Source organism: Streptomyces sp. LUP30 (assembly GCF_001746365.1).
Classification (GTDB): Bacteria; Actinomycetota; Actinomycetes; order Streptomycetales; family Streptomycetaceae; genus Streptomyces.
This window is the reverse complement of sequence record NZ_MJAJ01000003.1, coordinates 322,190-344,055: the sequence shown is the minus strand read 5'-3', so window position 1 is coordinate 344,055 and position 21,866 is coordinate 322,190. Positions and strand designations below refer to the sequence as shown.

At 70.7% G+C, this 21,866-nt stretch carries 21 protein-coding genes; 11 read left to right on the top strand and 10 right to left on the bottom strand.

Annotated elements, in window-relative coordinates:
• Window positions 1–53 precede the first annotated feature (53 nt).
• From BG482_RS04945 to BG482_RS04935, 3 genes are read right to left on the bottom strand one after another with little or no spacing between them, the layout of a single operon-like run.
• Window positions 54–722 carry an ABC transporter permease gene (locus tag BG482_RS04945; RefSeq protein ID WP_069767590.1) on the bottom strand — a complete coding sequence of 223 codons (669 nt, stop codon included), beginning with the start codon at window positions 720–722 and terminating at the stop codon, window positions 54–56.
• Window positions 719–1,435, bottom strand: coding sequence for an ABC transporter permease (locus BG482_RS04940; RefSeq protein ID WP_069767589.1), 717 nt, complete (start codon window positions 1,433–1,435; stop codon window positions 719–721). Before BG482_RS04940 ends, BG482_RS04945 begins: the two co-directional genes overlap by 4 nt.
• A complete protein-coding gene (locus BG482_RS04935) occupies window positions 1,432–2,586 on the bottom strand; it encodes an ABC transporter ATP-binding protein (RefSeq protein WP_079141586.1) in 1,155 nt (384 codons plus the stop codon). Before BG482_RS04935 ends, BG482_RS04940 begins: the two co-directional genes overlap by 4 nt.
• Before the next feature lie 285 nt (window positions 2,587–2,871).
• Here BG482_RS04935 and BG482_RS44955 point away from each other — a divergent pair, with 285 nt between their 5' ends.
• Window positions 2,872–3,006 carry a hypothetical protein gene (locus tag BG482_RS44955; protein ID WP_256096259.1) on the top strand — a complete coding sequence of 45 codons (135 nt, stop codon included), beginning with the start codon at window positions 2,872–2,874 and terminating at the stop codon, window positions 3,004–3,006.
• Between the two features lie 350 nt (window positions 3,007–3,356).
• Here the strand turns inward: BG482_RS44955 and BG482_RS04930 are convergent, their stop codons facing one another.
• From BG482_RS04930 to BG482_RS04920, 3 genes are read right to left on the bottom strand one after another with little or no spacing between them, the layout of a single operon-like run.
• Window positions 3,357–4,082, bottom strand: a complete 726-nt coding sequence (locus tag BG482_RS04930; protein WP_079141593.1) for an FAD:protein FMN transferase — start codon at window positions 4,080–4,082, stop codon at window positions 3,357–3,359.
• Window positions 4,083–4,105: 23 nt separating this feature from the next.
• A complete protein-coding gene (locus BG482_RS04925; protein ID WP_069767586.1) occupies window positions 4,106–4,519 on the bottom strand; it encodes an FMN-binding protein in 414 nt (137 codons plus the stop codon).
• A gap of 10 nt (window positions 4,520–4,529) precedes the next feature.
• Complete coding sequence (locus tag BG482_RS04920) at window positions 4,530–5,867, bottom strand: ferric reductase-like transmembrane domain-containing protein (protein ID WP_079141585.1); 1,338 nt, start codon at window positions 5,865–5,867, stop codon at window positions 4,530–4,532.
• 92 nt (window positions 5,868–5,959) lie between these two features.
• On the opposite strand from BG482_RS04920, the gene BG482_RS04915 reads away from it, so the two are divergent.
• The 3 genes from BG482_RS04915 to BG482_RS04905 all read left to right on the top strand — a co-directional run bounded on the left by BG482_RS04915 (window position 5,960) and on the right by BG482_RS04905 (window position 9,543).
• Window positions 5,960–6,712 carry a response regulator transcription factor gene (locus BG482_RS04915; protein ID WP_079141584.1) on the top strand — a complete coding sequence of 251 codons (753 nt, stop codon included), beginning with the start codon at window positions 5,960–5,962 and terminating at the stop codon, window positions 6,710–6,712.
• Entirely contained in the window at window positions 6,709–8,142 is a 1,434-nt protein-coding gene (locus BG482_RS04910) for a cell wall metabolism sensor histidine kinase WalK (RefSeq protein ID WP_069767583.1), read from the top strand. The genes BG482_RS04915 and BG482_RS04910 overlap by 4 nt, the downstream gene beginning before the upstream one ends.
• A 462-nt stretch (window positions 8,143–8,604) precedes the next feature.
• Window positions 8,605–9,543, top strand: coding sequence for a lysylphosphatidylglycerol synthase domain-containing protein (locus BG482_RS04905; RefSeq protein WP_370745748.1), 939 nt, complete (start codon window positions 8,605–8,607; stop codon window positions 9,541–9,543).
• Between the two features lie 243 nt (window positions 9,544–9,786).
• Here BG482_RS04905 and msrB read toward each other — a convergent pair whose 3' ends face one another.
• The 4 genes from msrB to BG482_RS04885 all read right to left on the bottom strand — a co-directional run bounded on the left by msrB (window position 9,787) and on the right by BG482_RS04885 (window position 13,404).
• Window positions 9,787–10,197: a peptide-methionine (R)-S-oxide reductase MsrB gene (msrB, locus tag BG482_RS04900; RefSeq protein ID WP_069767582.1), complete on the bottom strand. Its 411-nt coding sequence runs from the start codon at window positions 10,195–10,197 to the stop codon at window positions 9,787–9,789.
• Between the two features lie 13 nt (window positions 10,198–10,210).
• Entirely contained in the window at window positions 10,211–11,596 is a 1,386-nt protein-coding gene (gene murC, locus BG482_RS04895; RefSeq protein WP_079141583.1) for a UDP-N-acetylmuramate--L-alanine ligase, read from the bottom strand.
• A gap of 315 nt (window positions 11,597–11,911) precedes the next feature.
• Complete coding sequence (locus BG482_RS04890) at window positions 11,912–12,385, bottom strand: indole-3-glycerol phosphate synthase (RefSeq protein ID WP_176741307.1); 474 nt, start codon at window positions 12,383–12,385, stop codon at window positions 11,912–11,914.
• Window positions 12,386–12,576: 191 nt separating this feature from the next.
• Window positions 12,577–13,404 carry a pyrimidine reductase family protein gene (locus BG482_RS04885; RefSeq protein WP_069767579.1) on the bottom strand — a complete coding sequence of 276 codons (828 nt, stop codon included), beginning with the start codon at window positions 13,402–13,404 and terminating at the stop codon, window positions 12,577–12,579.
• 37 nt (window positions 13,405–13,441) lie between these two features.
• Between BG482_RS04885 and zapE the strand changes: the two genes are divergently transcribed.
• From zapE to BG482_RS04850, 7 genes are all read left to right on the top strand, one after another.
• Window positions 13,442–14,548 carry a cell division protein ZapE gene (gene zapE / locus BG482_RS04880; RefSeq protein WP_069767578.1) on the top strand — a complete coding sequence of 369 codons (1,107 nt, stop codon included), beginning with the start codon at window positions 13,442–13,444 and terminating at the stop codon, window positions 14,546–14,548.
• 183 nt (window positions 14,549–14,731) lie between these two features.
• A complete protein-coding gene (locus BG482_RS04875; protein WP_069767577.1) occupies window positions 14,732–15,145 on the top strand; it encodes a hypothetical protein in 414 nt (137 codons plus the stop codon).
• A 91-nt stretch (window positions 15,146–15,236) separates the two neighbouring features.
• Window positions 15,237–15,818: a carbonic anhydrase gene (locus BG482_RS04870; RefSeq protein WP_069767576.1), complete on the top strand. Its 582-nt coding sequence runs from the start codon at window positions 15,237–15,239 to the stop codon at window positions 15,816–15,818.
• 8 nt (window positions 15,819–15,826) lie between these two features.
• Window positions 15,827–17,335, top strand: a complete 1,509-nt coding sequence (locus tag BG482_RS04865) for a SulP family inorganic anion transporter (RefSeq protein ID WP_069767647.1) — start codon at window positions 15,827–15,829, stop codon at window positions 17,333–17,335.
• A 136-nt stretch (window positions 17,336–17,471) separates the two neighbouring features.
• On the top strand, window positions 17,472–18,674 hold the full coding sequence (locus BG482_RS44950) for a slipin family protein (protein WP_079141582.1): 1,203 nt from the start codon (window positions 17,472–17,474) through the stop codon (window positions 18,672–18,674).
• 507 nt (window positions 18,675–19,181) lie between these two features.
• Window positions 19,182–20,555: an alkaline phosphatase PhoX gene (locus BG482_RS04855; protein WP_069767575.1), complete on the top strand. Its 1,374-nt coding sequence runs from the start codon at window positions 19,182–19,184 to the stop codon at window positions 20,553–20,555.
• Window positions 20,556–20,912: 357 nt separating this feature from the next.
• Window positions 20,913–21,809: a polysaccharide deacetylase family protein gene (locus tag BG482_RS04850; protein ID WP_069767646.1), complete on the top strand. Its 897-nt coding sequence runs from the start codon at window positions 20,913–20,915 to the stop codon at window positions 21,807–21,809.
• The last annotated feature ends 57 nt before the right edge of the window (window positions 21,810–21,866 follow it).

Here is a 21,866-nt window from a genome sequence, read left to right as displayed (position 1 = left end):
CCGGCTCCAGGACCTCACGAGGACCACCCCTTCCCCACAGCTCGATACGCGCCCTAGTTGCTCCTGCGCACCCCGGGTGAGACGGCCGCCTTGGTCGCCGCCCAGAACAACGCGAGGGTCACCAGTGCAAGACCGGCGACCAGGGCGGCACCGCCCACGACCTTCTCGTAGTCGTGCTGGTAGAGACCGTCGACGATGTAGCGTCCGAGGCCGCCGAGGCTGACGTACGCGGCGATGGTGGCCGTGGAGACGATCTGGATGGCCGCCGAGCGCAGTCCGCCGAAGATCAGCGGGAGTGCGACGGGCAGTTCGACGCGCAGCAGGACGTCGGTCTCGCGCATGCCCATGCCGCGAGCGGCGTCCACCGGGGACGGGTCGACGGAGCGCACCGCCTCGTAGGTGGTGACCAGGATCGGCGGGACGGCGAGGATGACGAGCGGGATCATCACCGGCAGCATGCCGAAGCCGAGCACGATGGTCGTCACGACCAGCAGGCCGAAGGTGGGCAGGGCCCGGGCCGCGGTGGCCACCAGAGAAAGGACGTTTCCGCCTCGTCCGTAGTGGCCGGTCATCAGGCCCACGGGAAGTCCGATGGCGGCAGCGAGTGCAAGCGCTTCCAGGGAGTACTGGACGTGTTCCCAGACGCGGGTGGGAATTCCGTCGTAACCGTGCCAGTGGGCGCTGTCGCTGAAGAAAGCGCTGACGAAATTGAGTACGTTCACCGGGCTGCGTCCTCCAGGGCGGGCACGGCCGGGTCCGGCCGGACGCCTGCACCCCTGGACCGGCCGCCGCTCGTGCCGCTCGGCATCCAGGGGGTGAGCAGGACGCGCACGACGACCAGGAGGGCGTCGGCCAGGACCGCGAGGGCGGCGCTGGTGAGCACGGAGTTCCAGGCGAGTTCGGGCCGGTTGTAGATCTGCGCGTCGTGCAGCAGGTTGCCGAGCGCGCCCTGGTTGCCGATCAGCATGCCCACGCTGACGAGGCTGATGCTGGACACGGTCGCCACCCGCAGACCGGCGATGATGGCGGGCACCGCGATCGGCAACTGGACCTGGACGTAACGGCGTACGGGGCCGAAGCCCATGGCGGTCGCGGCGGCCAGGGTCTCCTGCGGCACCGAGCGGACGCCGTCGACGATCGCCGGCACGAGCACCACGAGGGTGTAGATCGTGAGCGGGATCATGACGGTGAGCTCGGTCTGCCCGGTGTAGTCGATGAGGACGACGAAGAAGGCCAGGGACGGGATCGCGTAGAGCACGGTCGTCACCCACAGCACGGGCGGGTACAGCCAGCGCAGACGCACGCACAGCTGGGCCAGCGGGAGCGCGAGCAGCAGCCCGGCCAGCACCGGCAGCAGGGCCTCGCGCAAGTGCAGCCCGATCAGGCCGAGCCAGTCGTGCTGGAGGTCGCTCGGGATGTCGAAGAAGCGGTTCACCGGATGACCTTCCGGGTGCCGGCTCCGGTGGTCCGCGGCTCCTCACGGCCCGCCGCGTGGGCGCCGCGGATGGCCTCGGCGATGGAGGCCTGCGAGACGACTCCGGCGGCCCTGCCCTCGTCGTCCACGGCGACGGCCCAGCCGGTGGGCGACAGGACGGCGCAGTCCAGCGCCGCTCTCAGCGAGTCCTGGCCGGCGACGAACGGCCGTCCGCACGACAGCAGTCCGCCGACGTCGACCTGCCCTGCCGTCAGCCGGTCGGGCTCGCTCCAGCCGAGCGGACGGCCGTCCAGACCGGTGACGAGGACGTAGGGGGCCTCGGTCGTGCCGCGGGCGGCGATCTGTTCGGCGGTGGCGTCGATCGCCACGACCGGGGCGGTGAGCAGCTCCAGGTCGGCGGAGGAGAAGAACGACAGGCGCCGGATGCCGCGGTCGGCGCCGAGGAAGTCCTCGACGAACGCGTCGGCGGGGTCGGACAGCAGCTCGGCGGGCGGCGCGAACTGGGCGAGCCTGCCTCCGGTGCGCAGCACGGCGACCATCGTGCCCAGCTTGACGGCCTCGTCGATGTCGTGGGTGACGAAGACGATCGTCTTGCCCAACTCCGCCTGGATGCGCAGAAGTTCATCCTGCAGCCCCTTGCGGACGACCGGGTCGACAGCGGAGAAGGGCTCGTCCATCAGCAGCACGGGCGGATCGGCGGCGAGCGCCCGGGCCACGCCGACGCGCTGCTGCTGGCCGCCGGACAGCTGGTAGGGGTACCGCTTCGCGAACGAGGCGTCGAGCCCCACCCGTTCCATCAGCTCGCGGGCCCTTGTGCGGGCCCTGTCCTTGCTCCAGCCGAGCATCCGGGGCACGGTGGCGATGTTGTCGACGATCGTGCGGTGCTGGAAGAGTCCGGCGTTCTGGATGACGTAACCCATGCCACGGCGAAGGGTGTTGACCGACTGCTGCCGGCTGTCGACGCCGTCGATGAGGATCGCGCCCTCGCTGGGCTCGACCATCCTGTTGATCATCCGCAGGGTGGTCGTCTTGCCGCAGCCCGAGGGGCCGACCAGGACGGTGATCGAACGGTCCGGTATGTCGAGGGAGAGCCGGTCGACCGCCACCGTGCCGTCCGGGTACCGCTTGGTGACTGAATCTATCCGTATCAAAACGCCGAATACCCTTCGGGTCTGGCAATTTCCGCCCGCACTCGACCGATCGAGTCCAGGTCATTGCGGGGAGAGTCTAGACCGCTTACCAGATGAGCTCTCCGTCTCCCGGCCCGCCGGACATACCGCACGGTCGCCACGATGCCGACCGGTCGGGCGCCGATGGGACAGCCGGTGTTGTGAGAACGGTTTCTGCCTGTGCGCGCCTTGTGAGTCCGCCGGATCTCACTCATCCCTCAGGAACGGCTCAGGGTTCCCACAGACAGGCCCCCGATCGTCATGGCCATGAACGAGACGAAGGTGAGAGGCGTCCGACAGCGCTCGGTCGCGGTCGTGGCGCCGACGCCGGCGCCCGACGAGACCCATGCCCTCGCCGACACGGCGCCGGCCTCCTCCCCGCCCGCCCAGGGTCATTCCTAGGGATCAGGCCGACCGGAGAGCGGGATCCGGCGCCGTGCGTCGCAGGGCGGCGGAGGGCTTCATCGCCGAGCCACGGCAACCGACGACGACACCGCGAGGCGCGGCACCGGACCCCACGAACTCGGCGTGTCCCGAACGACGGACGCAAGTGGCCGACACCCACCTGGAGCACGCGTCATGACGACCCTCGCCCCGCCGCCCGCTCCCGCCCGGGAGGACGCCCCTCCGCCTTCAGCGGCACCGGCGTTGGCGCGGTAGGGTGCGTCGTCCTCGGCCCGGGGTCCAGGCGACGACGGCCGCGCCCCATCCGAGGAGCCACACAGCCGTTCCCAGCGCCCCCGCCGTGACGCTCACGCGGCCGCTGCGTCTGACGTCGGGAAGCCGCCGCTGCGCAGTACGCGCCCACCGGGCAACACTGCGTACACCTCGCAATCCTCCTGCGCCGCCGCCCACTCGACGCCCTCCGGGCCCAGGGCGAAGGCGGCGGTCGCGACGGTGTCGGCCTCCGTGAGGGTCGGGGCCACGACGGTGAGGCTGTCGATGCCGGTGACCGGCCGTCCGGTGCGTCCGTCGAGGATGTGGTCGCCGCGTTCGTAGCGTGCGGAGGTGGCGACCGCGGCGTCGGTGAGGTCGAGGACGACGCACAGCCTGTCGGCGAGTTCGGGGTGCCGCACGCCCACCCGCCAGGGGCCGCCGGAGACGACCACGTCGCCGCCGGCGTTGAGGCAGAACCGGCTGAGTCCGGCGCTGGTCAGCAGGTCGGCAGCGCGTTGCACGGACCAGCCCTTGACCACTGCGCAGGGGTCGAGGCCGCGGCCGGGCAGCCGGACGTCGAAGGCGCCGCCGGTGGCCGCCCGGTAGCGCTCGCAGATGTCGAGGACGTCCACGAGGTCGGCGCTGAGCTCGTCGGCCGACAACTCGCCCCGGTCGTACCGGGACACCTCACTGCCGGCCTTGAAGGGGCTGAACCGTTCGTCGACCGCGCGCAGCCAGGCGAACACGGCGTCCCCGCTCTCCCCGGCGGTCTCCTCGGCGACGAGGGGGTCGTCGATCCGCAGGGAGACCGGGAACCCCATGACGTGCTCGACGCGCTGCAACGTCAGGCCCCCTTCGCGTCGATCGCCGCCTGCAGGGACTCCTTGTAGCCGTCGCTGGTGAGGGTCGCACCGGAAACGGTGTCTATGTCCGCACTCTGTGCTGTAAGCGTTTCCGCAATCAGCTTCGGCACTGCGGCCGTCGTCTGCGGATGGTTCGGCTGCTTGAGCATCCTCACAGCCGTGATCTTGTCGCCGTCGTAGGTGACCTGGACCTGCACATCGCCTTTCTCCGTCGTCACGGTCGTGCCGGTGAGGACCGGCGACCCCGAGGGGGAGGTGGAGGACGAGCCGTCGGAGGACGCGGGGGGCGTCGAGACGGCTTGGGTGGTGGAGGTCGTACCGGTCGACGGGGCATAGCGCCAGACCGGGATCAGACCCGCCACGGACAGGACCAGGACAGGCAGTGCTCGCTTCACGATGTCTCTCTCATCCCGCCAGGCTGAAGCGCTCGAAATGGATCTGCGGCTTGGGCACGTCGAGCTCGCGCAGGGTGCCGAGGACCGCGTTCATCATCGGCGGCGGTCCGCACAGGAAGACGTCGCGCTGCGCGATGTCCGGTACCAGCGCGGCCAGTTCGCGAGGCGCCAGCCGGTCGGGGGCCGACGGCCCGGTGACCAGGTGCAGTTCGGCGCCCTTGGCGAGCGCCAGCTCGCGCAGCTCGTCGTAGAGGACGGCGTCGCGCTCGCCGGCCACCCGGTAGATGACGACCGCGTGCCCGTGGATCTCCTCCAGCAGGGCCCGGATCGGGGTCACGCCGACGCCGCCGGCGATGAGCACGGCCTCCGGGCGGGTGCGGTGCATCGCGGTGAAGGCTCCGTAGGGGCCTTCGGCGAAGACGCGGGTGCCGGGTGCGAGGTGACGCAGGCTCGCGGAGCCCTCGCCGGCCGCTTTCGCGGTCAGCCGCAGGCGGGTGCCGTCGGGTGCGGCCGACAGGGAGAAGGGGTTCGCCTGCCACCAGCGGTCCCTGGTAAGGAATCGCCACAGGAAGAACTGGCCGGCCCGGGCGGGCATCTTGTCCAGGTCGCGGCCGGTGATGTACACGCTGACGACGTTGCCGGCCTCGGGTACGACCGCCTCGACGCGCAGTTGGTGCCGCCAGTTCCGCCACAGGGGCAGGACGAGGCGGCCCAGCAGGACGGAGCCCAGGGCGACGCCCCACACCGCGTACCAGTAGGCCGTGGCGGCGGACGACGAGGTGAACGTCGTCCCCGCCGCGACCTGGTGGGTGAAGGCCAGCACCACGGCGACGTAGGCGTACAGGTGGATGAAGTGCCAGGTCTCGTAGGCGAGCCGGCGGCGGGCCCAGCGGGCCGAGGCGCCGCCGATCACCAGGATCAGTCCCATCGCGACGACCGCGCGGAAAACGCCTTCGACGGTTTCGGCGAGGTCGACGATCTGGCTCACGGGGTTCATCGAGGAGGACTCGGCATAACCGAAGGCGATGAAGACCACGTGTCCGACCAGCGTCCACAGCAGACCGAAGCCGGTCCAGCGGTGCCAGTTGGTCAGCCGGTCCATGCCGATGCGGCGGTCCAGCCAGGGCAGCCGGGCCACCAGCAACAGCTGGAACGCCATCAGCAGGGCGGCGTACAGGCCGGCGAACCGGCCTACGACGACGAGCGTGTTGGAGGCGAAGCCCGCCTGCACGGCGAACCAGGTCACGACGGCCGCGTTCGCGGCCAGAACGGCGTACAGGCCTGTGCGGGCCACCACTCTCGGGCGTATCGCCGTGGGGGGCGCGGGAGGCGATTGAACGGTCGTCACGGACGGAAACTCCTAGATCGGGGCCTCAGGTAACAGAGCTTCGCCGTGCTTTGCTGTCGTTTTCCTGTCGTACAACTTTCAAGAGCTTATCGATGCGCGCGCAGGGCGGACGCGGGTCTCGCGTCGGGGGGCGCGTGGCGCACTATGAGCGGGTGGAAAAAGTACGACTCCTCGTCGTGGACGACGACCCGCCGATCGCCGACCTCGTGGCGACGGTCGCCCGCTACGAGGGCTGGGACGCGGTCACCGCGAACTCCGGAGAGGAAGCGCTGCGTCGCGCCGCCGACTTCCATCCTGACATCGTGGTGCTCGACCTGATGCTGCCCGACCTCGACGGCTTCGGCGTGCTCGACCGTCTGCGGCGCTCCGGCACGATGGTGCCGGTCGTCTTCCTCACGGCGCGCGACGGGGTCGCCGACCGCGTGGCCGGGCTGACCCGGGGCGGGGACGACTACCTGGTGAAACCGTTTGCTGTGGAAGAGCTGATGGCGCGGCTGCGGACCGTGCTGCGGCGCAGCGCCGGGCCCGGTTTCCAGCGTTCCGTGCTGCGGGTGGCGGATCTCGTCATGGAGGAGGACACCCGGGAGGTCCGGCGCGACGGAAAGCTCCTGACGCTGACCCCCACCGAGTACGAGGTGCTGCGTTATCTGATGCGGAAGTCCCCGACCGTGCTCACCAAGGCGCAGATCCTCGACCATGTCTGGGAATACGGTTTCGGCGGACGTTCCAACGTCGTCGAACTCGTCGTCAGCCGGTTGCGCCGCAAGCTCGACGCTACGGGCGACGATCCGCTGATCCAGACGGTACGCGGTTTCGGATACGTCATCCGGCAGGCGGCCGAGTGATCGCCTGGCACCGGCAGTCCTACCGGCGGCTGCGGCTCGGCACGCGGCTGGCTCTCGGTCTGGGCGCGCTGTCGCTGGTGGTGTTCGCGGTGGTAGGAACGGCCCTGACCACCTATATGCGCGACTACCTGTCGGCCCAGCTCGACGACCAGCTCGCGATCGCCCAGGTCGCCCAGTCCAAGAGCATCGTGGACTCCGGGTCGCTGGCCGGGAAGAAGTACTGGGGCTGGTACTACGCCGTGTACGACATACGCGCAGGCGAGCCAGTGCTGCGCAAGCCCGAGGACCCCAGTGACGTGCCCCAGGACGTCGACGACCTCACCGCCCTGGCCAAGGCGCAGACCGCCTCCGACGCCGAAGTGCTGAGCACGGGGCACATCACGGGGCAGGGCGACTACCGGCTGCGCGCCTGCGAGGTGGAGCCCGGGGTGGTGCTGGTCAGCGGCGCCCCCATGGACGACCTCGAGGACACCGTCGGCCAGTTGATCACGATCCAGGTCGTCACCTTCGGCCTGGCCCTGCTGGCGCTCGTGGTGTTCGGCCGAGCCCTGCTGCGGCGCGGGCTGAAACCGCTCAGCGACATGGCGCGCACCGCGCACGGCATCGCCTCCCACGACCTGACCGAGTCGGCGTCCCGTGTCCCCCTGCGCGCGGACGCCCTCGGCGGCGGCCCCGAGGTGGAGGAGCTGCGCACGGCCTTCAACACGATGCTGGAGCACTTCGACGACTCCCTCGCCGTGCGCGCCGAGGCCGAGCAGCGGCTGCGGCGTTTCGTCGCCGACGCCTCGCACGAGCTGCGCACCCCCCTGATGTCAGTACGCGGTTACGCCGACCTTTTCCAGTACGCGGCCGCCAACGCGCCCGAGGAGCGTGACAAGCACCTGGCCCGACTGCGCGCCGAGGCCGCCCGTATGGGCTTTCTCCTTGACGACCTGCTGTTGCTGGCCCGTCTGGACGCGGCCGAGGTGGAGACGCCGCTGCGAATGGAGAACGCCGATCTGGTGGAGCTGGTCGAGCAGGCGGCCGACGCGTTTCGCGCGAGCCACCCCGGCCATCCGCTGACCGTGATGCCGGGCCCCGACGCCGTACCGCTGCGGATGGACCCGCACCGCATCCGCCAGGTGCTGGACAATCTCCTCACCAACGCCGCCGTGCACACCCCGGCGGGCACGCCGGTCCGCGTCGAGGTGACCGTCTCGCCGGACGCCGCGCGGGTCCACGTGGCCGACCAGGGCCCCGGCATCCCGCCCGACGATCGCGACAGCGTTTTCGACCGTTTCTACCGCGTCGACAAGGCCCGCAGCCGCGATCGCGGCGGCAGCGGTCTGGGCCTGTCGGTCGCCCGCTCCCTGGTCCAGGCACACGGAGGCTCACTGAAACTGAGCCCCACGGCGAAAACCACGGTGTTCTCGGTGACGCTGCCACTGTGACAGGGGGCGCGGGGTCGCCGGGCCCCGGGGGGCGAGACCTGGCGAGGCTGGGCGGGACGGGTCGGGTCAGGCGGGACCGGGTCGGGCCGACTCCCCGCGAGTGCGCGGCGGCATCACGTAGGCGAGACCCAGCCAAGCCGAACGCGACCTGACGGTCCCTCACCAACCTTCACCGGGAGGGGCCTTCGGTGCTGCCGGCGAGGTGAACCTCCGCGAGTGGCCGGGATGAACCGCGGGGTGCGCGGGCAGAAATCACACAGCCTCAGCGCACCTCTCCTGCGCTTACACAGCACCACCCCCGCACCACCGCTCCGCGGTCACCCCTCGGCCCGCGCTCCCTCGGCCGCCGGACACCGCACCGACACACCCGAGGGGAACCGCTCCCCCGTTCCCTCCCCGGGCTCGCCCTCGATCCGTCACGCCGCCGCCGCGCGGTCACGACGCGGAAGGACGACGTGCGCCGTGTCCCTGCTGCCCCTGGACGAGACCGCGTCGACGCACCCGGTCGCGGACGTCCGCCTAAGCCGCCGCACACCGGGCGCGACCGCGGCCCGCCGCGCCCTCGGCCTGTTTCCGCCGCTGCTCCTCGCGGTGTGGGCAGCGCTCGACCGGCGTGCCGTGCACGACGGCGCCGCCCGGCTGGCCGTCGCCGACCCCTGGTGGCTGCTGGCCGGGCTCCTCCTCACCTACCTGGGTGCGGTCGCCGCGGCGTGTGTCCGTCAGGGCGCGATCCCCGAGCGGCTGCCGCCCGGCCTGCTGGTGGCCTCTCAGATCGCCGCGGGCGCCGCGAACCATGTGCTGCCCGCGAGCATCGGCGCCCACGCGGTCAGCGTCCGGTTCCTGCTGCGCCAAGGCGTCCCACTGCCCCGGGCCACTGCCTCGATCGCCCTGTACTCCCTGGTCAGAGCGGCGGCGAAGACTCCGTTGGTACTGATCTTCGTGCTCGCCGCGCCCACCGCCGCGCCCCCGGTCCGGCTTGTCCCGGAGGGCCGCACGCTGGTCCTGGCCGCCGTCGGCCTCCTGCTGGCACCCGTGGCGGCCGCGGTGGTCTACGTCCTCGTACGGCCTCTGCGCCGGCCCGCCCTGGACTTCGTCCGTACGGCGCTCACCGATGCCCGGCGGCTGCACAGCCGTCCCTCGCGCTTTCTGCCCCTGTGGGGCGGAGCGGTCGCGGCCCCGTTGATCCAGGCGAGCGTGGTGGCCTCGGTGGGAACGGCGCTGAGTCCGCCCCTGTCCTGGCCGCAGTTGCTGTTCGCGTTCCTCGCGGCGAGCACGGCGGCCGGCGCCGTCCCCGCGCCTGCGGCATCGGCCCGGTCGACGCAGCCCTGGTCTTCACCCTGGTCGGCTACGGCACCCCGCTGCCCCTGGCCACGGCGACGGTCGTCGGCTACCGGGCGCTGACCGTGTGGGTGCCGCTGCTGCCGGGGATGCTGGTGCTGTCGGCGCTCGTGCAGCGAGAGCTGCTGTGAGCACCGACAGCGATCAGCGGCCAGCCGTCGCCGAGACCCGTCGTGGTCGCCGTCAGCGGCCGGCCAGCCGTCGCCGAGACCCGTCGTGGTCGCCGTCGGCCCTCGGTCGTCACCGTCAGCTGTCGGGGCCCTGAGCTCGACTCGTCCGCCCTGAGCTCCGCTCGCTCGTCCGCCGTCAGCTCTGGTCGTCCTCCGCGAGCCGCAGCGAGATGCTGTTGATGCAGTACCGCTGGTCGGTCGGGGTCGCATACCCCTCGCCCGCGAACACGTGTCCGAGGTGAGAGCCGCAGCGGGCGCAGCGCACCTCGGTGCGCACCATCCCGTGCGTGCGGTCCTCGATCAGCTCCACCGCGTCGGTGTCCTTGGGGTCGAAGAAGGACGGCCAGCCGCAGTGGGACTCGAACTTGGTGTCGGAGGTGAACAGTTCCGCGCCGCAGGCCCGACAGGAGTAGACGCCCTTGGCCTTCGTGTCGGTGTACTCACCGGTGAACGCGGGCTCGGTCGCCGCCTGACGCAGGACGGCGTACTCGGCAGGCGTCAGCTCCGCCCGCCACTGCTCGTCCGGCTTTTCGACGTCGTACGACATGAGCCTCAGCCCCTCACTGCGAAAGACGGTCCAGGATGCGCGGGCCCAGGTCGGTCACATCTCCCGCGCCCATGGTGAGAACGAGATCACCGGCCTTCGCCATTCCCGCGATCACGGACGGCGCGTCGTCCTTGTCGTGGACGGCCGTCACGTCGGCGCCCGCCGCGCGCGCCGCGTCGATGATCAGCTCGCTGGTCACGCCCGGGATCGGGTCCTCGCGGGCCGGGTAGATGTCGAGGACGACGGATGCGTCCGCCAGGGCCAGCGCCTGTCCCATCTCCGTGCCGAGTTCCTGCGTCCGGGAGAACAGGTGCGGCTGGAAGAGGACGAGGATGCGGGCGTCGCCGACCGCCGCGCGCATCGCTTCGAGGTCGGCCGTCATCTCGGTCGGATGGTGGGCATAGGAGTCCACGACCTGGACACCTGCCGCTTCGCCCTTGAGCTGCAGCCGCCGCTTGACGCCCGTGTACGCGGCGAGAGCCGGGGCGAGCTCCGCGGCCGGGACGCCCAGGGCGACGCCCGCCGCCAGCGCGGCGACGGCGTTGTGCGCGTAGTGGCGGCCGGGCACCGAGACGGCGAAGGTGAGCTCCTCGCCCTCCAGCACGACGGTCACCTCGCTCTTCAGCCCCTGCGGGACGACGGAGAGGACCCGCACGTCGGCGTCCGCGGCCTCCCCGTACGTCACCACCCGCACGCCCTCGACGCGCCGGGTCAGTTCGCGGGCGCCCTCGTGGTCGGCGGTGATCACCAGTGTGCCGCCGGGCACGATCTTCCGGGCGAAGGTCTCGAAGGACTCGTAGATCTCGTCCATCGAGGCGTAGTTGGCGTGGTGGTCGAGTTCGACGTTGAGGACGATGGCGACCTCGGGCGCGTACTTGTGGAAGCTGCGGTCGGATTCGTCCGCCTCGGCCACGAAGATCTCGCCCTCGCCGTGCAGGGCGTTGGAACCGGGCGCGTCCAGGTCGCCGCCGATCGCGTACGACGGGTTCAGCCCGAGCTCGGACAGCGACACCGCCAGCATGGACGTGGTCGTCGTCTTGCCGTGCGTGCCGGCGACGGCGATCGGACGCAGCCCGTCCATCAGCCGGGCAAGCGCGTCCGAACGGTGGACCACCGGAATGCCGAGCTCGGCCGCGCGGGCGAGTTCCGGGTTGTCGGCGCGGATCGCCGACGACACGACGACGCAGCTCGCGTCGTCGGCCAGATGCCCGGCCGCGTGCCCGATGTGCACGGTCGCCCCGAGCGCCCGCAGTGCCGCCGCCGTCTCCGACTCCTTGGCGTCGCTGCCCGCCACCTTCGCCCCGCGCTGGGCGAGGATCTTCGCGATCCCCGACATCCCGGCCCCGCCGATGCCGATGAAGTGCGGTCGGTCCATGGCGGTAGGAAGGCCGGGTGCCATGTGCTGTCTCCCAAGGTGCGCTACGACGGTCCAGTGCGTCCCCACCCTATGGGGCGGGCGCCGCCGCGGCCGACTCGGGCCGCGAGGAGCCGTGCCCCACCTGCCCCCGTCGGCCCACCGGCTCCCCGCATCTGGCCTGTCGAGTTTCCACAGCGCCGCGCCGCGCGCGTTTCCCGGGCCGGGCAGGGCCGAGCAGACGAGCGCGGCGGCGGGCCTCACCCCTGAGCAGTCGCCTCGGCCGCCTGGGCTGCCTGGGCTGCCTGGGGCCACCTCGGCTGCCTGGGCCACCTCGGCCGCCCGGTCCGGCGGCTCGCCCTATGCCTTGCTGTGCGAGAACAGTTTCAGCACCGGCACGCCGACCTTGTGCCGCGCCCGGGAAGCCCAGTCCCGGTGGAAGAACTCCTCCACGTAGTGGGGATCGGTCAGCACGATCACCTCGTCCGCCCCGGCCTCCGCGACGAGGGACTTCAACGCGTCCAGCGGGTGGTCCTCCACCAGCCGGCCCACCGCCGGGCTGCCGGAGGCCTGCAGCGCCTGGAGGGAGACCTCCAGAGCCCGCACGCCGAAGCCCTTGGCCTCGTCGCCCTCCGGCGTCTCGTTCTCCCGGGCCGCCTCGTCCAGTTCGCCGAGGGCCACGTCGTCGATGGCCCGCAGCAAGCGGTCCGCCTGGTCGCCCCGTGGCTGGAGCAGCACGTGGAAGGAGACCGGATCGTCTCCGTGCAAGGTGGTGACGAACTCCACGTCGGCGGACGTCAGGGCCTTCTCGATCATCAACACGCTTGTGAACACCAGCGCCCCATTCTCCTTCGAGGGCCCCCGTGGCCCTCTGTCCTCCGTGGGCCGTTCAGGCCCTGCGGAAACCATCCTTCCCCGTGCTCGCACGGGAGGCTGCGAAACTCAGTGTGCCCGCCGGAGACCAAACGGAACGGTTGATTCCGCCGATTCGGGACCCCGACGCCGACACTGACCCATATCCGGCGTCATGGCCGCCGATACCTGCCGAAGAGGAAACCCTCCTCCTCCAGGAGGGCCGCCAGGGCGAACCGCTGCGGAACCGCGAGCGACGGTCCGCCCGCGATCCGCTGCGCGTCGCCGACGGTGAGCATCGGCGAGACCGTCAGACAGAGCTCGTCCAGCACCCCCGCGGCGACGAACTGCCCCAGCAGCCGGGGGCCGCCCTCGGTCAGCAGCCGGGTGTGTCCGAGGTCGCCGAGGGCACGGACCGCCCGGTCCGGCTCGACGCCCATGCCGTCGCCGGCGATCACCACGCGCGCGCCCGCGCGCTCCGCCGCCGCGACCTTGTCGAGCGCGGCGGCGGCGCCCGTCAGGATCAGGGTGGGGACCAGGGGCGAGGTGAAGAGGGGGAGCGTGAAGTCCAGATCGAGTCCGGCCGTGACGACCGCGACGGCCGGCGCGGGCCCCTGCCCGGCCTCCTCGCGCCGCCGAGCGAACTCGGCACGCGCGCGTGCGGGACGGTAACCCTCCAGGCGTACCGTTTCCGCACCGACGACGACCACGTCCGCGAGCCCTCGCAGTGTGCCGAAGATGCGCATGTCGGCGGCGGTGGAGATGGGCTGCGAGCGCCCTTCGTGCTGGGCCGCGCCGTCGAGCGTGGACACCATGTTCGCCCGCAGCCAGGGCCGCGGCTCCCCGGGGACGGGCTCCGGATAGGCGTAGGCGTCGGCGAGCTCGTCGAGGCTCCACTCACGGTCCTGAGCCGCGTCACCCCCCTCATCCCGGGCCCCGAGAGGGGTCCCGCCGGAGTGGGTCGGCACTGTCTGGTCGGTCACAGGGAACAGCCGTCGCATGTCAGGCAGTCTGGCACGCCCCGTAGCATGGGGAACCGTGTCGTCCTCCTCCCCCGCCCCCGGTCTCAGCCCGATAGCCGACGCGGCTCCGGTGTCCCTCTGCACCCGTCAGCCGCATGTCCCCGCGGACCGGCTGGTGGCCGAGATGGTGCCGCCTCCGCGCTTCGACTCGGTCCGTTTCAGCACCTACGTCCCGGACCCGAACCAGCCCAGCCAGACCGAGGCGGTCGGCGTGCTGGAGAACTTCGCGGCCGGACTGGGCGGGGCGCACGCGACGGGCGCCGCCAGGCGGGGGTTCTTCGGCTTCGGCCGGACGAAGGCGCCCCGCACGCCCGCCGGACCGCGCGGGGTCTACCTGGACGGTGGTTACGGCGTCGGCAAGACGCACCTCCTGGCGTCCTTGTGGCACGCGACCCCGGCCGAGCCCGCGCTCAAGGCGTTCGGCACGTTCGTCGAGCTGACCAACCTCGTCGGCGCCCTGGGCTTCCAGCAGACGGTGCGCACCCTGTCCGGGCACCGTCTGCTGTGCATCGACGAGTTCGAGCTGGACGATCCGGGAGACACCGTTCTCGTGTCGACGCTGCTCGGCAAGCTGGTCGAGGCGGGCGTCGCGCTCGCCGCCACCTCCAACACGCTGCCCGGCAAGCTCGGCGAGGGCCGGTTCGCGGCCGCTGACTTCCTGCGCGAGATCCAGGGGCTGTCGGCGCACTTCCGCGCTCTGCGCATCGACGGCGAGGACTACCGCCACCGGGGCCTGCCCGAGGCGCCGGCGCCGTTCTCCGACGAGCAGGTGACCAAGGCGGCGTACGCGGCCGAGGGCGCCTCGCTCGACGACTTCCCGCATCTGCTGGAGCACCTCGCCAAGGTCCACCCGAGCCGTTACGGCGCGCTGACCGACGGCTTGAGGGCGGTGTGCCTCACGGACGTGCGGCCGGTGCCCGACCAGTCCACGGCGCTCAGGCTGGTGGTCCTGGCCGACCGGCTCTACGACCGCGAGGTCCCGGTCCTAGCGTCGGGGCTCCCGTTCGACCGGCTGTTCAGCGAGGAGATGCTGAACGGCGGTTACCGCAAGAAGTACTTCCGCGCGATCTCCCGCCTCACGGCGCTGGCCCGCGATGCCAGGCGGCTCGTCGAGGTCCATTAAGCGATCATGGATGCCGGGTCAAGAGCCGGTTTCCGCCATCCATCCCTCTTTTTTGAGGCGCACCTCATCTGGAAACGTGGAGTTAACCCTGCAAACAACGTTGCAGGGTTAACGTGTTTCTTGACCAGTCGTTGACCAGCCGTTGGTCTGGACTAGAGACGCGAAGCGTGAGGAGGGAGGCGCATGTTCCGTGGTACGACGGCCCGGACCGTGATCTCGGTCCTCGCCGCCCTGCTCCTCGCCCTCCCGTTCTTCGCACCCACGTCTTCCTTCGCACACGCGCACACGATGCGTCACGCCGAGGCCAAGACCAAGCCCGGAATCAAGCCCTCCGGCAAGGCGATGCGTGAAGAGACCGTCACGCACCGCGACTGCGACCGCTCCGGCGGTCCCGCCGACCCCCTGCGCACCCGCGACCGCAACCGCGCCACCACGAGCGCCTCCGCCGCGTCGACCCCGCAGGAGCCCGAGCGCACGCTGCGGTCACTGGATCCGGCGGCCGCGCATCAGCCGGCCCGGCCCGGCGACGGTCACCATCGCCCGTCGAGATCCTCGACGGCCCACTCCCCGGCGGGACTTCAGGTCTTCCGCTGCTGAGCGAGCAGAGCAGAACAGCACTTCCCCCACCTGTCCTGTGTCCTGCACATCCGACGCGCCCCCACGGCGCGCCAGGAGGAGTCACCACGTCATGCAGCCCCTCATCGACAACGCCCGTACGTTCGGACAGCGCCCTGAGGAGTTCGCCAAACTCGCCGAAGGCCAGTCCCCGCAGGTCCTGTTCATCACCTGCTCCGACTCGCGCGTCGTTCCGGCCCTGATCACGGGCGCCCGCCCGGGCGAGCTCTTCGAACTGCGCACCGCCGGCAACATCGTGCCCCCCTACGGCTCCGACCGCCCCACCGGCGAAGCGGCCACCATCGAATACGCCGTGGAGGTGCTCGGCGTCCGCGACATCGTGGTCTGCGGCCACTCGCACTGCGGCGCCGTGGGCGCGCTGGTGCGCGGCGACGACCTCGACGGCGTCCCCGCCGTACGCGACTGGCTCGCGCACGCCGCGGACGAACCGGGGGCCGCCGACCCCGACGACCCGACGGTCATGCGGGCGGTGCAGAACCATGTGCTCGCCCAGCTGCTGCGGCTGCGCTCCTACCCCTGCGTGGAGAAGCGGCTGGCCGACGGCCGGATCCGGGTCCGCGGCTGGTACTACGAGGTGCACACCGGTGCCGTACGCGAACACCACGTGGACACCGACGCCTTCGAGGCCCTGTGAGCGCCGCGATGAACAACGACGCTTCCGGTCGAATATCCCGGTTCCCCTACCTCAAGCAGGACTTCGCCGCTTCCCTCGTGGTGTTCCTGGTCGCGCTCCCGCTGTGCGTGGGCGTGGCCGTGGCCTCCGGCGTGCCGGCCGAGCTCGGACTCGTCACCGGCATCGTCGGCGGCATCGTCACCGGTCTCCTTCGGGGCAGCTCCCTGCAGGTGTCCGGTCCCGCCGCCGGTCTGACCGTACTGGTCTACGAGGCGGTGCAGGAGTTCGGCCTGCCCGCCCTCGGAGTGATCGTCCTCGCCACGGGCGTGCTGCAACTCGCCATGGGCGCCCTGAAACTGGGCCGCTACTTCCGGGCCATCTCGGTCTCGGTCGTCGAGGGCATGCTGGCCGGAATCGGCCTGGTGCTGATCGCCGGGCAGCTGTATTCGATGGTCGGCGGCAAGGCTCCCGAGTCCGGCGTGGAGAAGATCGCCGGACTGCCCGAGGCACTCGTGGACGCCGTCGGCGACGCCGCCGCGTCCGCCTCGCTCCTGCTCGGCGCCGGCACCATCGCGGTGCTGGTGTTGTGGAAGCGGTTGCCGGCGAAGGTGCGCACCGTGCCGGGCCCGCTCGCCGCGGTGGGTCTGGCGACGCTCGCCGCCCTGCTGCTGGACCTGCCGGTGGCCACCGTCGAGGTCCAGGGCCTGCTGGGCTCCCTCCAGCCCCCGCCGCTCAGCGCCTTCGCAGACCTGGCGAGCATCGGCCTGCTCGGCACGATCATCGCCTTCACCCTGATCGCGTCCGCCGAGTCGCTGTTCAGCGCGGCGGCCGTGGACCGGCTGCACGACGGCCCACGCACCGAGTACGACAAGGAACTGATGGCGCAGGGCGCGGGCAACACGATCTGCGGGATCCTCGGCGCACTGCCGATGACCGCGGTGATCGTGCGCAGCGCCGCCAACGTGCAGGCGGGCGCTCGCACGAAGGCGTCCCGCGTGCTGCACGGCGTGTGGCTGCTGCTCTTCGCGGCCCTGCTGCCCAGTGCGCTGGCCTACATCCCCATCCCGGCGCTGGCCGGCATCCTCGTGCACGCGGGCACCAAGCTCGTGCCCGTGCGGACGGTCGCGGGCCTGTGGCGCGAGCACCGCGGCGAAGCACTGATCCTCGTCGTCACCGCCGTGTCGATCGTCGCGGTCAGCATGTTCGAGGGCGTCCTCATCGGTCTGGCGCTGGCCGTGGTCAAGACCGCCTGGGAGGCCTCCCACCTCAAGCTGGCGATCGTCGACAAGGGGGCCGGCCCGGTCCAGGCGTATCTGACGGGAAACGCGACCTTCCTGCGCCTGCCGAAGATCCTCGACAGCCTGGAGGCCCTCCCCCAGGACCGCCCGGTCGAGGTGGACCTCTCCGGCCTGCACCACCTCGACCACGCCTGCCGTACAGCCCTCGAGACATGGGCCGAACGACACAGCGCGGTCGGCACCGAGCCGGTGAAGGTCACGGAGCCGGTAACGGTCACACAACCGGTCTCACCCGTGTAGCGCCGCCCACAGCGGCAGAACCTGCTGTGCTGCCCGCTGTCCGGCCCGGGGCGTGGCCCCGGGCCGGACAGCGGGCATATCGTTGGCAGAAGCAGACAGAAACGGCTGTCACGAACCTCTGTACGAGGGGGTCGTCATGCTCCAGGAGTTGCTGGGCGCGGCAGCGGCGGTCGCCGCCGGAGCCGCCGTGTACCTCGGCGCCGCCGCACGGGTCGTCAAGCAGTACGAGCGCGGAGTGGTCCTGCGGCTCGGCCGGCTGCACGGAGACGTCCGCGCACCGGGGCTCACCCTCGTCATCCCCGCCGTGGACCGGCTGCGCAAGGTCAACCTGCAGATCGTGACGATGCCCATCCCCGGCCAGGAGGGCATCACCCGCGACAACGTGACCGTGCGGGTCGACGCCGTCGTGTACTTCCGGGTGGTGGACGCCGCAGCCGCGATCATCAACGTCGAGGACTACCGTTTCGCCGTCTCGCAGATGGCCCAGACGTCCCTGCGCTCGATCATCGGCAAGAGCGAGCTGGACGATCTGCTGTCCAACCGGGAGAAGCTCAACGAAGGCCTGGAGCTGATGATCGACAGCCCCGCCGTCGGCTGGGGCGTGCAGATCGACCGCGTCGAGATCAAGGACGTGTCCCTGCCCGACACCATGAAGCGCTCGATGGCCCGCCAGGCCGAGGCCGACCGGGAGCGGCGAGCCCGGATCATCAACGCGGACGCCGAACTCCAGGCCTCCAAGAAACTCGCAGAAGCGGCCAAGGAGATGTCCGAACAGCCGGCCGCCCTGCAGCTGCGCCTGCTCCAGACAGTGGTGGCGGTCGCCGCGGAGAAGAACTCCACGCTCGTCCTGCCGTTCCCGGTGGAACTCCTGCGATTCCTGGAAAAGGCCCAGCAACCGGGGCAGCCGATGCAACCCGCACAACCGATGCAGCAGCCGCCGCAGCCGATACAACAGGCACAGCCCGCGCAATCGATGCAGCAAGGCCAGCCGAGCCAACAAGTGCCATCGGTGCAGCAGGCCGAACCGGCCCAGCCGGTACAGCCCCCGCAAGCAGTGCAAGCCCAGCCCGCGGAAGGGCTGCAACAGGCCCAGCCGGTGCAGCAGGCCCGGCCCGCGCAAGCGGTGCAGCAGGCCCCGCCCGCGCAAGCGGTTCCGCAAGAGCCGCCGGGGCTGGTCGGGGAAGCGGTGCCGCAGATGCCGGGGCTGGTGAAGGAAGCGGTACCGCAACAAACGCCCGGGCCAGTGCCGGAAGCAGGCGCGGAGCGGGGGCCGGGAGGCGCGCCGGTGCAGCAAGTGCCGGTCGCGGATCTAGGGGCCGAAGGGGCAGCGGGGCAGTAAGCGCTAGCGCAAGAGTTACTGGAAGGGGCGCGCGCGGGGGGAGCGGCGGTTTCGCAAGGGGCGTTCGGAGGGGGCGAAGGAGGCGGTCTCTCACCAGCCTGCGGCGAAGTTGCAGCAACCGGTATCGCAAGAGGCGGCGGAGGAGCAGCAGAAACCGCTTCCGCAAAAGCGACGGGACAGCGCTTGGCAACCGCTTCCGCAACACCCGCCGGAGAAGGCATAGGCACCGCTTACGCAACTGCGTCTGCAGCACTGGCCCCCGAATCCGTCGCCGACCCCGTCCTTTGCCGTCTCCACCACCTCCACAACCTCCATCGCCTCTACGGCCACGTCCATCCTCTCCGTGCCTTCCGCAGCTTCCATTCCAGCCTCGCCCTCTCCTCGGCCCGGCTCCGCCGAAGGTTGTCGAGCCCGTGACACGGGCGACAGGCACGGTTCCCGGGGCGCACCCCGGGTGATAGACACAGCGGGATCACAGTTCCTGTCCGCCAGCAGGAAGGTTTTCCCATGTCCGCGACACGACGTCAGATCCTCGCCGGCAGCGGCGCCCTGGGAGTGGGAGTGGGCATCGCGTTCACCGGCGCTCTCTCCGACCTCTTCGCGGGGACCGCGTCCGCGCAGGATCTCGGCCACGAAGGCTACGGCCCTCTCGTGCCCGACCCGAACGGCTTGCTCGACCTCCCCAAGGGCTTCCGCTACCGAGTGTTGTCCCGCGAGGGTGACCCCCTGCGCTCCGGTGAGGGCCTGGTGCCCTCGAACCATGACGGCATGACGGCCCTGCCCGCTCGCGACGGTCGGGTCCACCTGGTGCGCAACCACGAGAACCGCCCCACCGCTGCGCACCCCGTTCCCACAGTCGAGGGCCTGACCTACGACCCGGCCGGCAAGGGCGGCTGCACGGCCCTGACGCTGGACTCCCGGAACAAGGTGCTCTCAGAGCGGGTTGCCATCGCCGGCACGGCCGTCAACTGCGCGGGTGGGCCCACCCCCTGGCTCACCTGGCTGACCTGCGAGGAGACCGAGGACAAGGCAGGCACAAACGGTTATGCAAAGGATCACGGTTTCATCTTCGAGGTCGACCCGTCCGACCCGCGCCGCACCGGGGCCGTCCCGCTGACCGCCATGGGCCGTTTCCAGCACGAGGCGATCGCCGTCGATCCGCACCGCGGAATCGTTTACGAAACAGAGGACGCGTTTCTCAATCCGTTCGGCCTGTTCTACCGCTTCCTCCCGGAGAAACCGCTGGGCGGGGTAGGATCTCTCCGCGCAGGCGGCCGGCTGCAGGCGATGCGCGTCCCCGGCGTGGCGGATCTGTCCTCCATCCAGACCACCGGCGCCGTCTTCGACGGCATCGAGTGGGTGGACGTGCCGGACCCGTTTGCCGCAGAAACGCCGGTCCGTCTGCAGGACTTCGGCCCCAAGGGCATTACCCACGCCCAGAAGCTGGAAGGCTGTTACTGGGGCGGGAGTTGTGTGTATTTCGTCTCATCGTTCGCACGCGGTTCCGACGGATCGGCAGCCGATCACTTCGGCCAGATCTGGCGCTACGACCCGCAGCGCCGTCGCCTCACGCTCGTCGTCGTCTTCGGCCCGGACACGGACGTGCAGCTCCCTGGAGAGTCTCCCGACAACATCTGCCTCGCCCCGAGCGGAGGCCTGATGGTCTGCGAGGACGGCAACGGCGCCCAGCACGTATTCGGCGTGACCAGGTCCGGCGAGGTGTACGCCATGGCACGAGGGCGCCAGAACATCGGAACACCTGAAGCCCCCGAGTGGGGTGAGTTCGCGGGCGTCACCTTCTCTCCTGACGGCGAGACGATGTACGTCAACTGCTACACCCCCGGTACGACGTTCGCGGTGACGGGGCCTTGGCGACGTTGAGGCGTCCGGCGGAGCGGACAACGCGGGCTGCGTGGAACACCGCACCGGGCGGGGCCCAGCCGCGTCGCCTGTTCGCCCACCCAATCCGCCACAATTGAGGAATCGTCAGATTCATTGATTTCGCCCTCAGTTGAGGTGATACGGAGCAGATATGCACCACGTCGGGGTGCGTCAAGCGCGCTGAGCGCCTCTGACACGCCCCGACGTCACCAAGGGGGTCAGTCGGGGCCGGAGTCATGACTCCGGCCCTTCGGTCTTCTACAGGTGCCGCGCGGGCGGCCGGGCGGGTGACACCACCCGAGACGCGGTCATATATCAACACGGACGCCAGCACATTCCTCATATCTTCATACGGTGATCATTCCCGCATGTCGCCGCCTGGCCGCCCTCTGCGCACTCGGCGCCGCTCTCGGAGCCCTCGCCGCCTGCGGCACCGCTCAGCAGCCTCGGGCCCCACGCCCGACGGCCCCGGCCTCGGCTTCCGCCGCCCCGAGCCACCCGTCCACACCCCTTTCCCACGCCCCCGCCGCCCCTTCCCGGCCCCCGACCCTTGCTCCTGGACCAGCCGGCCTCACTCCCGTCTTCCGCAACGCGCCCCATGCCCCGGGCAAGACGGTCGCCCTCACTTTCGATGCCGACATGACCGCTGACCAGGGTGGCAGGGCGGCCGCGGGCGAGCACTTCGACAACCCCGGGCTGATCGCGGCGCTGCGGAAGCTGAAGGTGCCTGCCACCGTGTTCATGACAGGTCGCTGGGCGGATGAGTACCCGGACCAGGCCCGCTCCATCGGTCGTGACCCTCTGTTCGAGGTGGCGAACCATTCCTACAGCCACTACGCCTTCACCGATGACTGCTACGGTCTGCCGACCGTCCCCGAGGGCCGGATGCGAGCGGACCTGGAACGGGCGTACACCGCGTTTCGCAAGGCCGGCGTGCCGGACGCGATGCCGTATTTTCGTTTCCCCGGCGGCTGTTACGACCGGCGAGCGCTGCGCGCAGTGAGCGGCACAGGCGTCACCGCCGTCCAGTGGGACGTAGTGAGTGGAGACGCTTTCGCAACAGATGCCAACGCCGTGGCGCAACAGGTACTGCAGGGCGTGAAGCCCGGCTCGGTGGTCGTCATGCACTGCACCCGCAGTGCAGCCCCGACGACCGAGCAGGTCGTGCGCACGGTCGTGCCGGAGTTGCGCCGCCAGGGCTACCGGTTCGTGAAGGTGTCGGAATTGATCGGAACGACGAGCGCGCGACACTGAATCGTGCGGCTCGTTCGTCTGCCTCACACGACCCGATCTCATGTCTAGGACGGACCT

Bases quoted from the DNA above. Each gene is read 5' to 3' on its own strand.
- BG482_RS44955 (WP_256096259.1), top strand. From the start codon at position 2,872: ATGAACGAGACGAAGGTGAGAGGCGTCCGACAGCGCTCGGTCGCGGTC.
- BG482_RS04875 (WP_069767577.1), top strand. From the start codon at position 14,732: ATGTTCCGTGGTACGACGGCCCGGACCGTGATCTCGGTCCTCGCCGCC.
- msrB (WP_069767582.1), bottom strand. From the start codon at position 10,197: ATGTCGTACGACGTCGAAAAGCCGGACGAGCAGTGGCGGGCGGAGCTG.
- BG482_RS44950 (WP_079141582.1), top strand. From the start codon at position 17,472: ATGCTCCAGGAGTTGCTGGGCGCGGCAGCGGCGGTCGCCGCCGGAGCC.
- BG482_RS04915 (WP_079141584.1), top strand. From the start codon at position 5,960: ATGCGCGCGCAGGGCGGACGCGGGTCTCGCGTCGGGGGGCGCGTGGCG.
- BG482_RS04885 (WP_069767579.1), bottom strand. From the start codon at position 13,404: ATGCGACGGCTGTTCCCTGTGACCGACCAGACAGTGCCGACCCACTCC.
- murC (WP_079141583.1), bottom strand. From the start codon at position 11,596: ATGGCACCCGGCCTTCCTACCGCCATGGACCGACCGCACTTCATCGGC.
- BG482_RS04930 (WP_079141593.1), bottom strand. From the start codon at position 4,082: ATGGGGTTCCCGGTCTCCCTGCGGATCGACGACCCCCTCGTCGCCGAG.
- BG482_RS04870 (WP_069767576.1), top strand. From the start codon at position 15,237: ATGCAGCCCCTCATCGACAACGCCCGTACGTTCGGACAGCGCCCTGAG.
- BG482_RS04865 (WP_069767647.1), top strand. From the start codon at position 15,827: ATGAACAACGACGCTTCCGGTCGAATATCCCGGTTCCCCTACCTCAAG.
- BG482_RS04855 (WP_069767575.1), top strand. From the start codon at position 19,182: ATGTCCGCGACACGACGTCAGATCCTCGCCGGCAGCGGCGCCCTGGGA.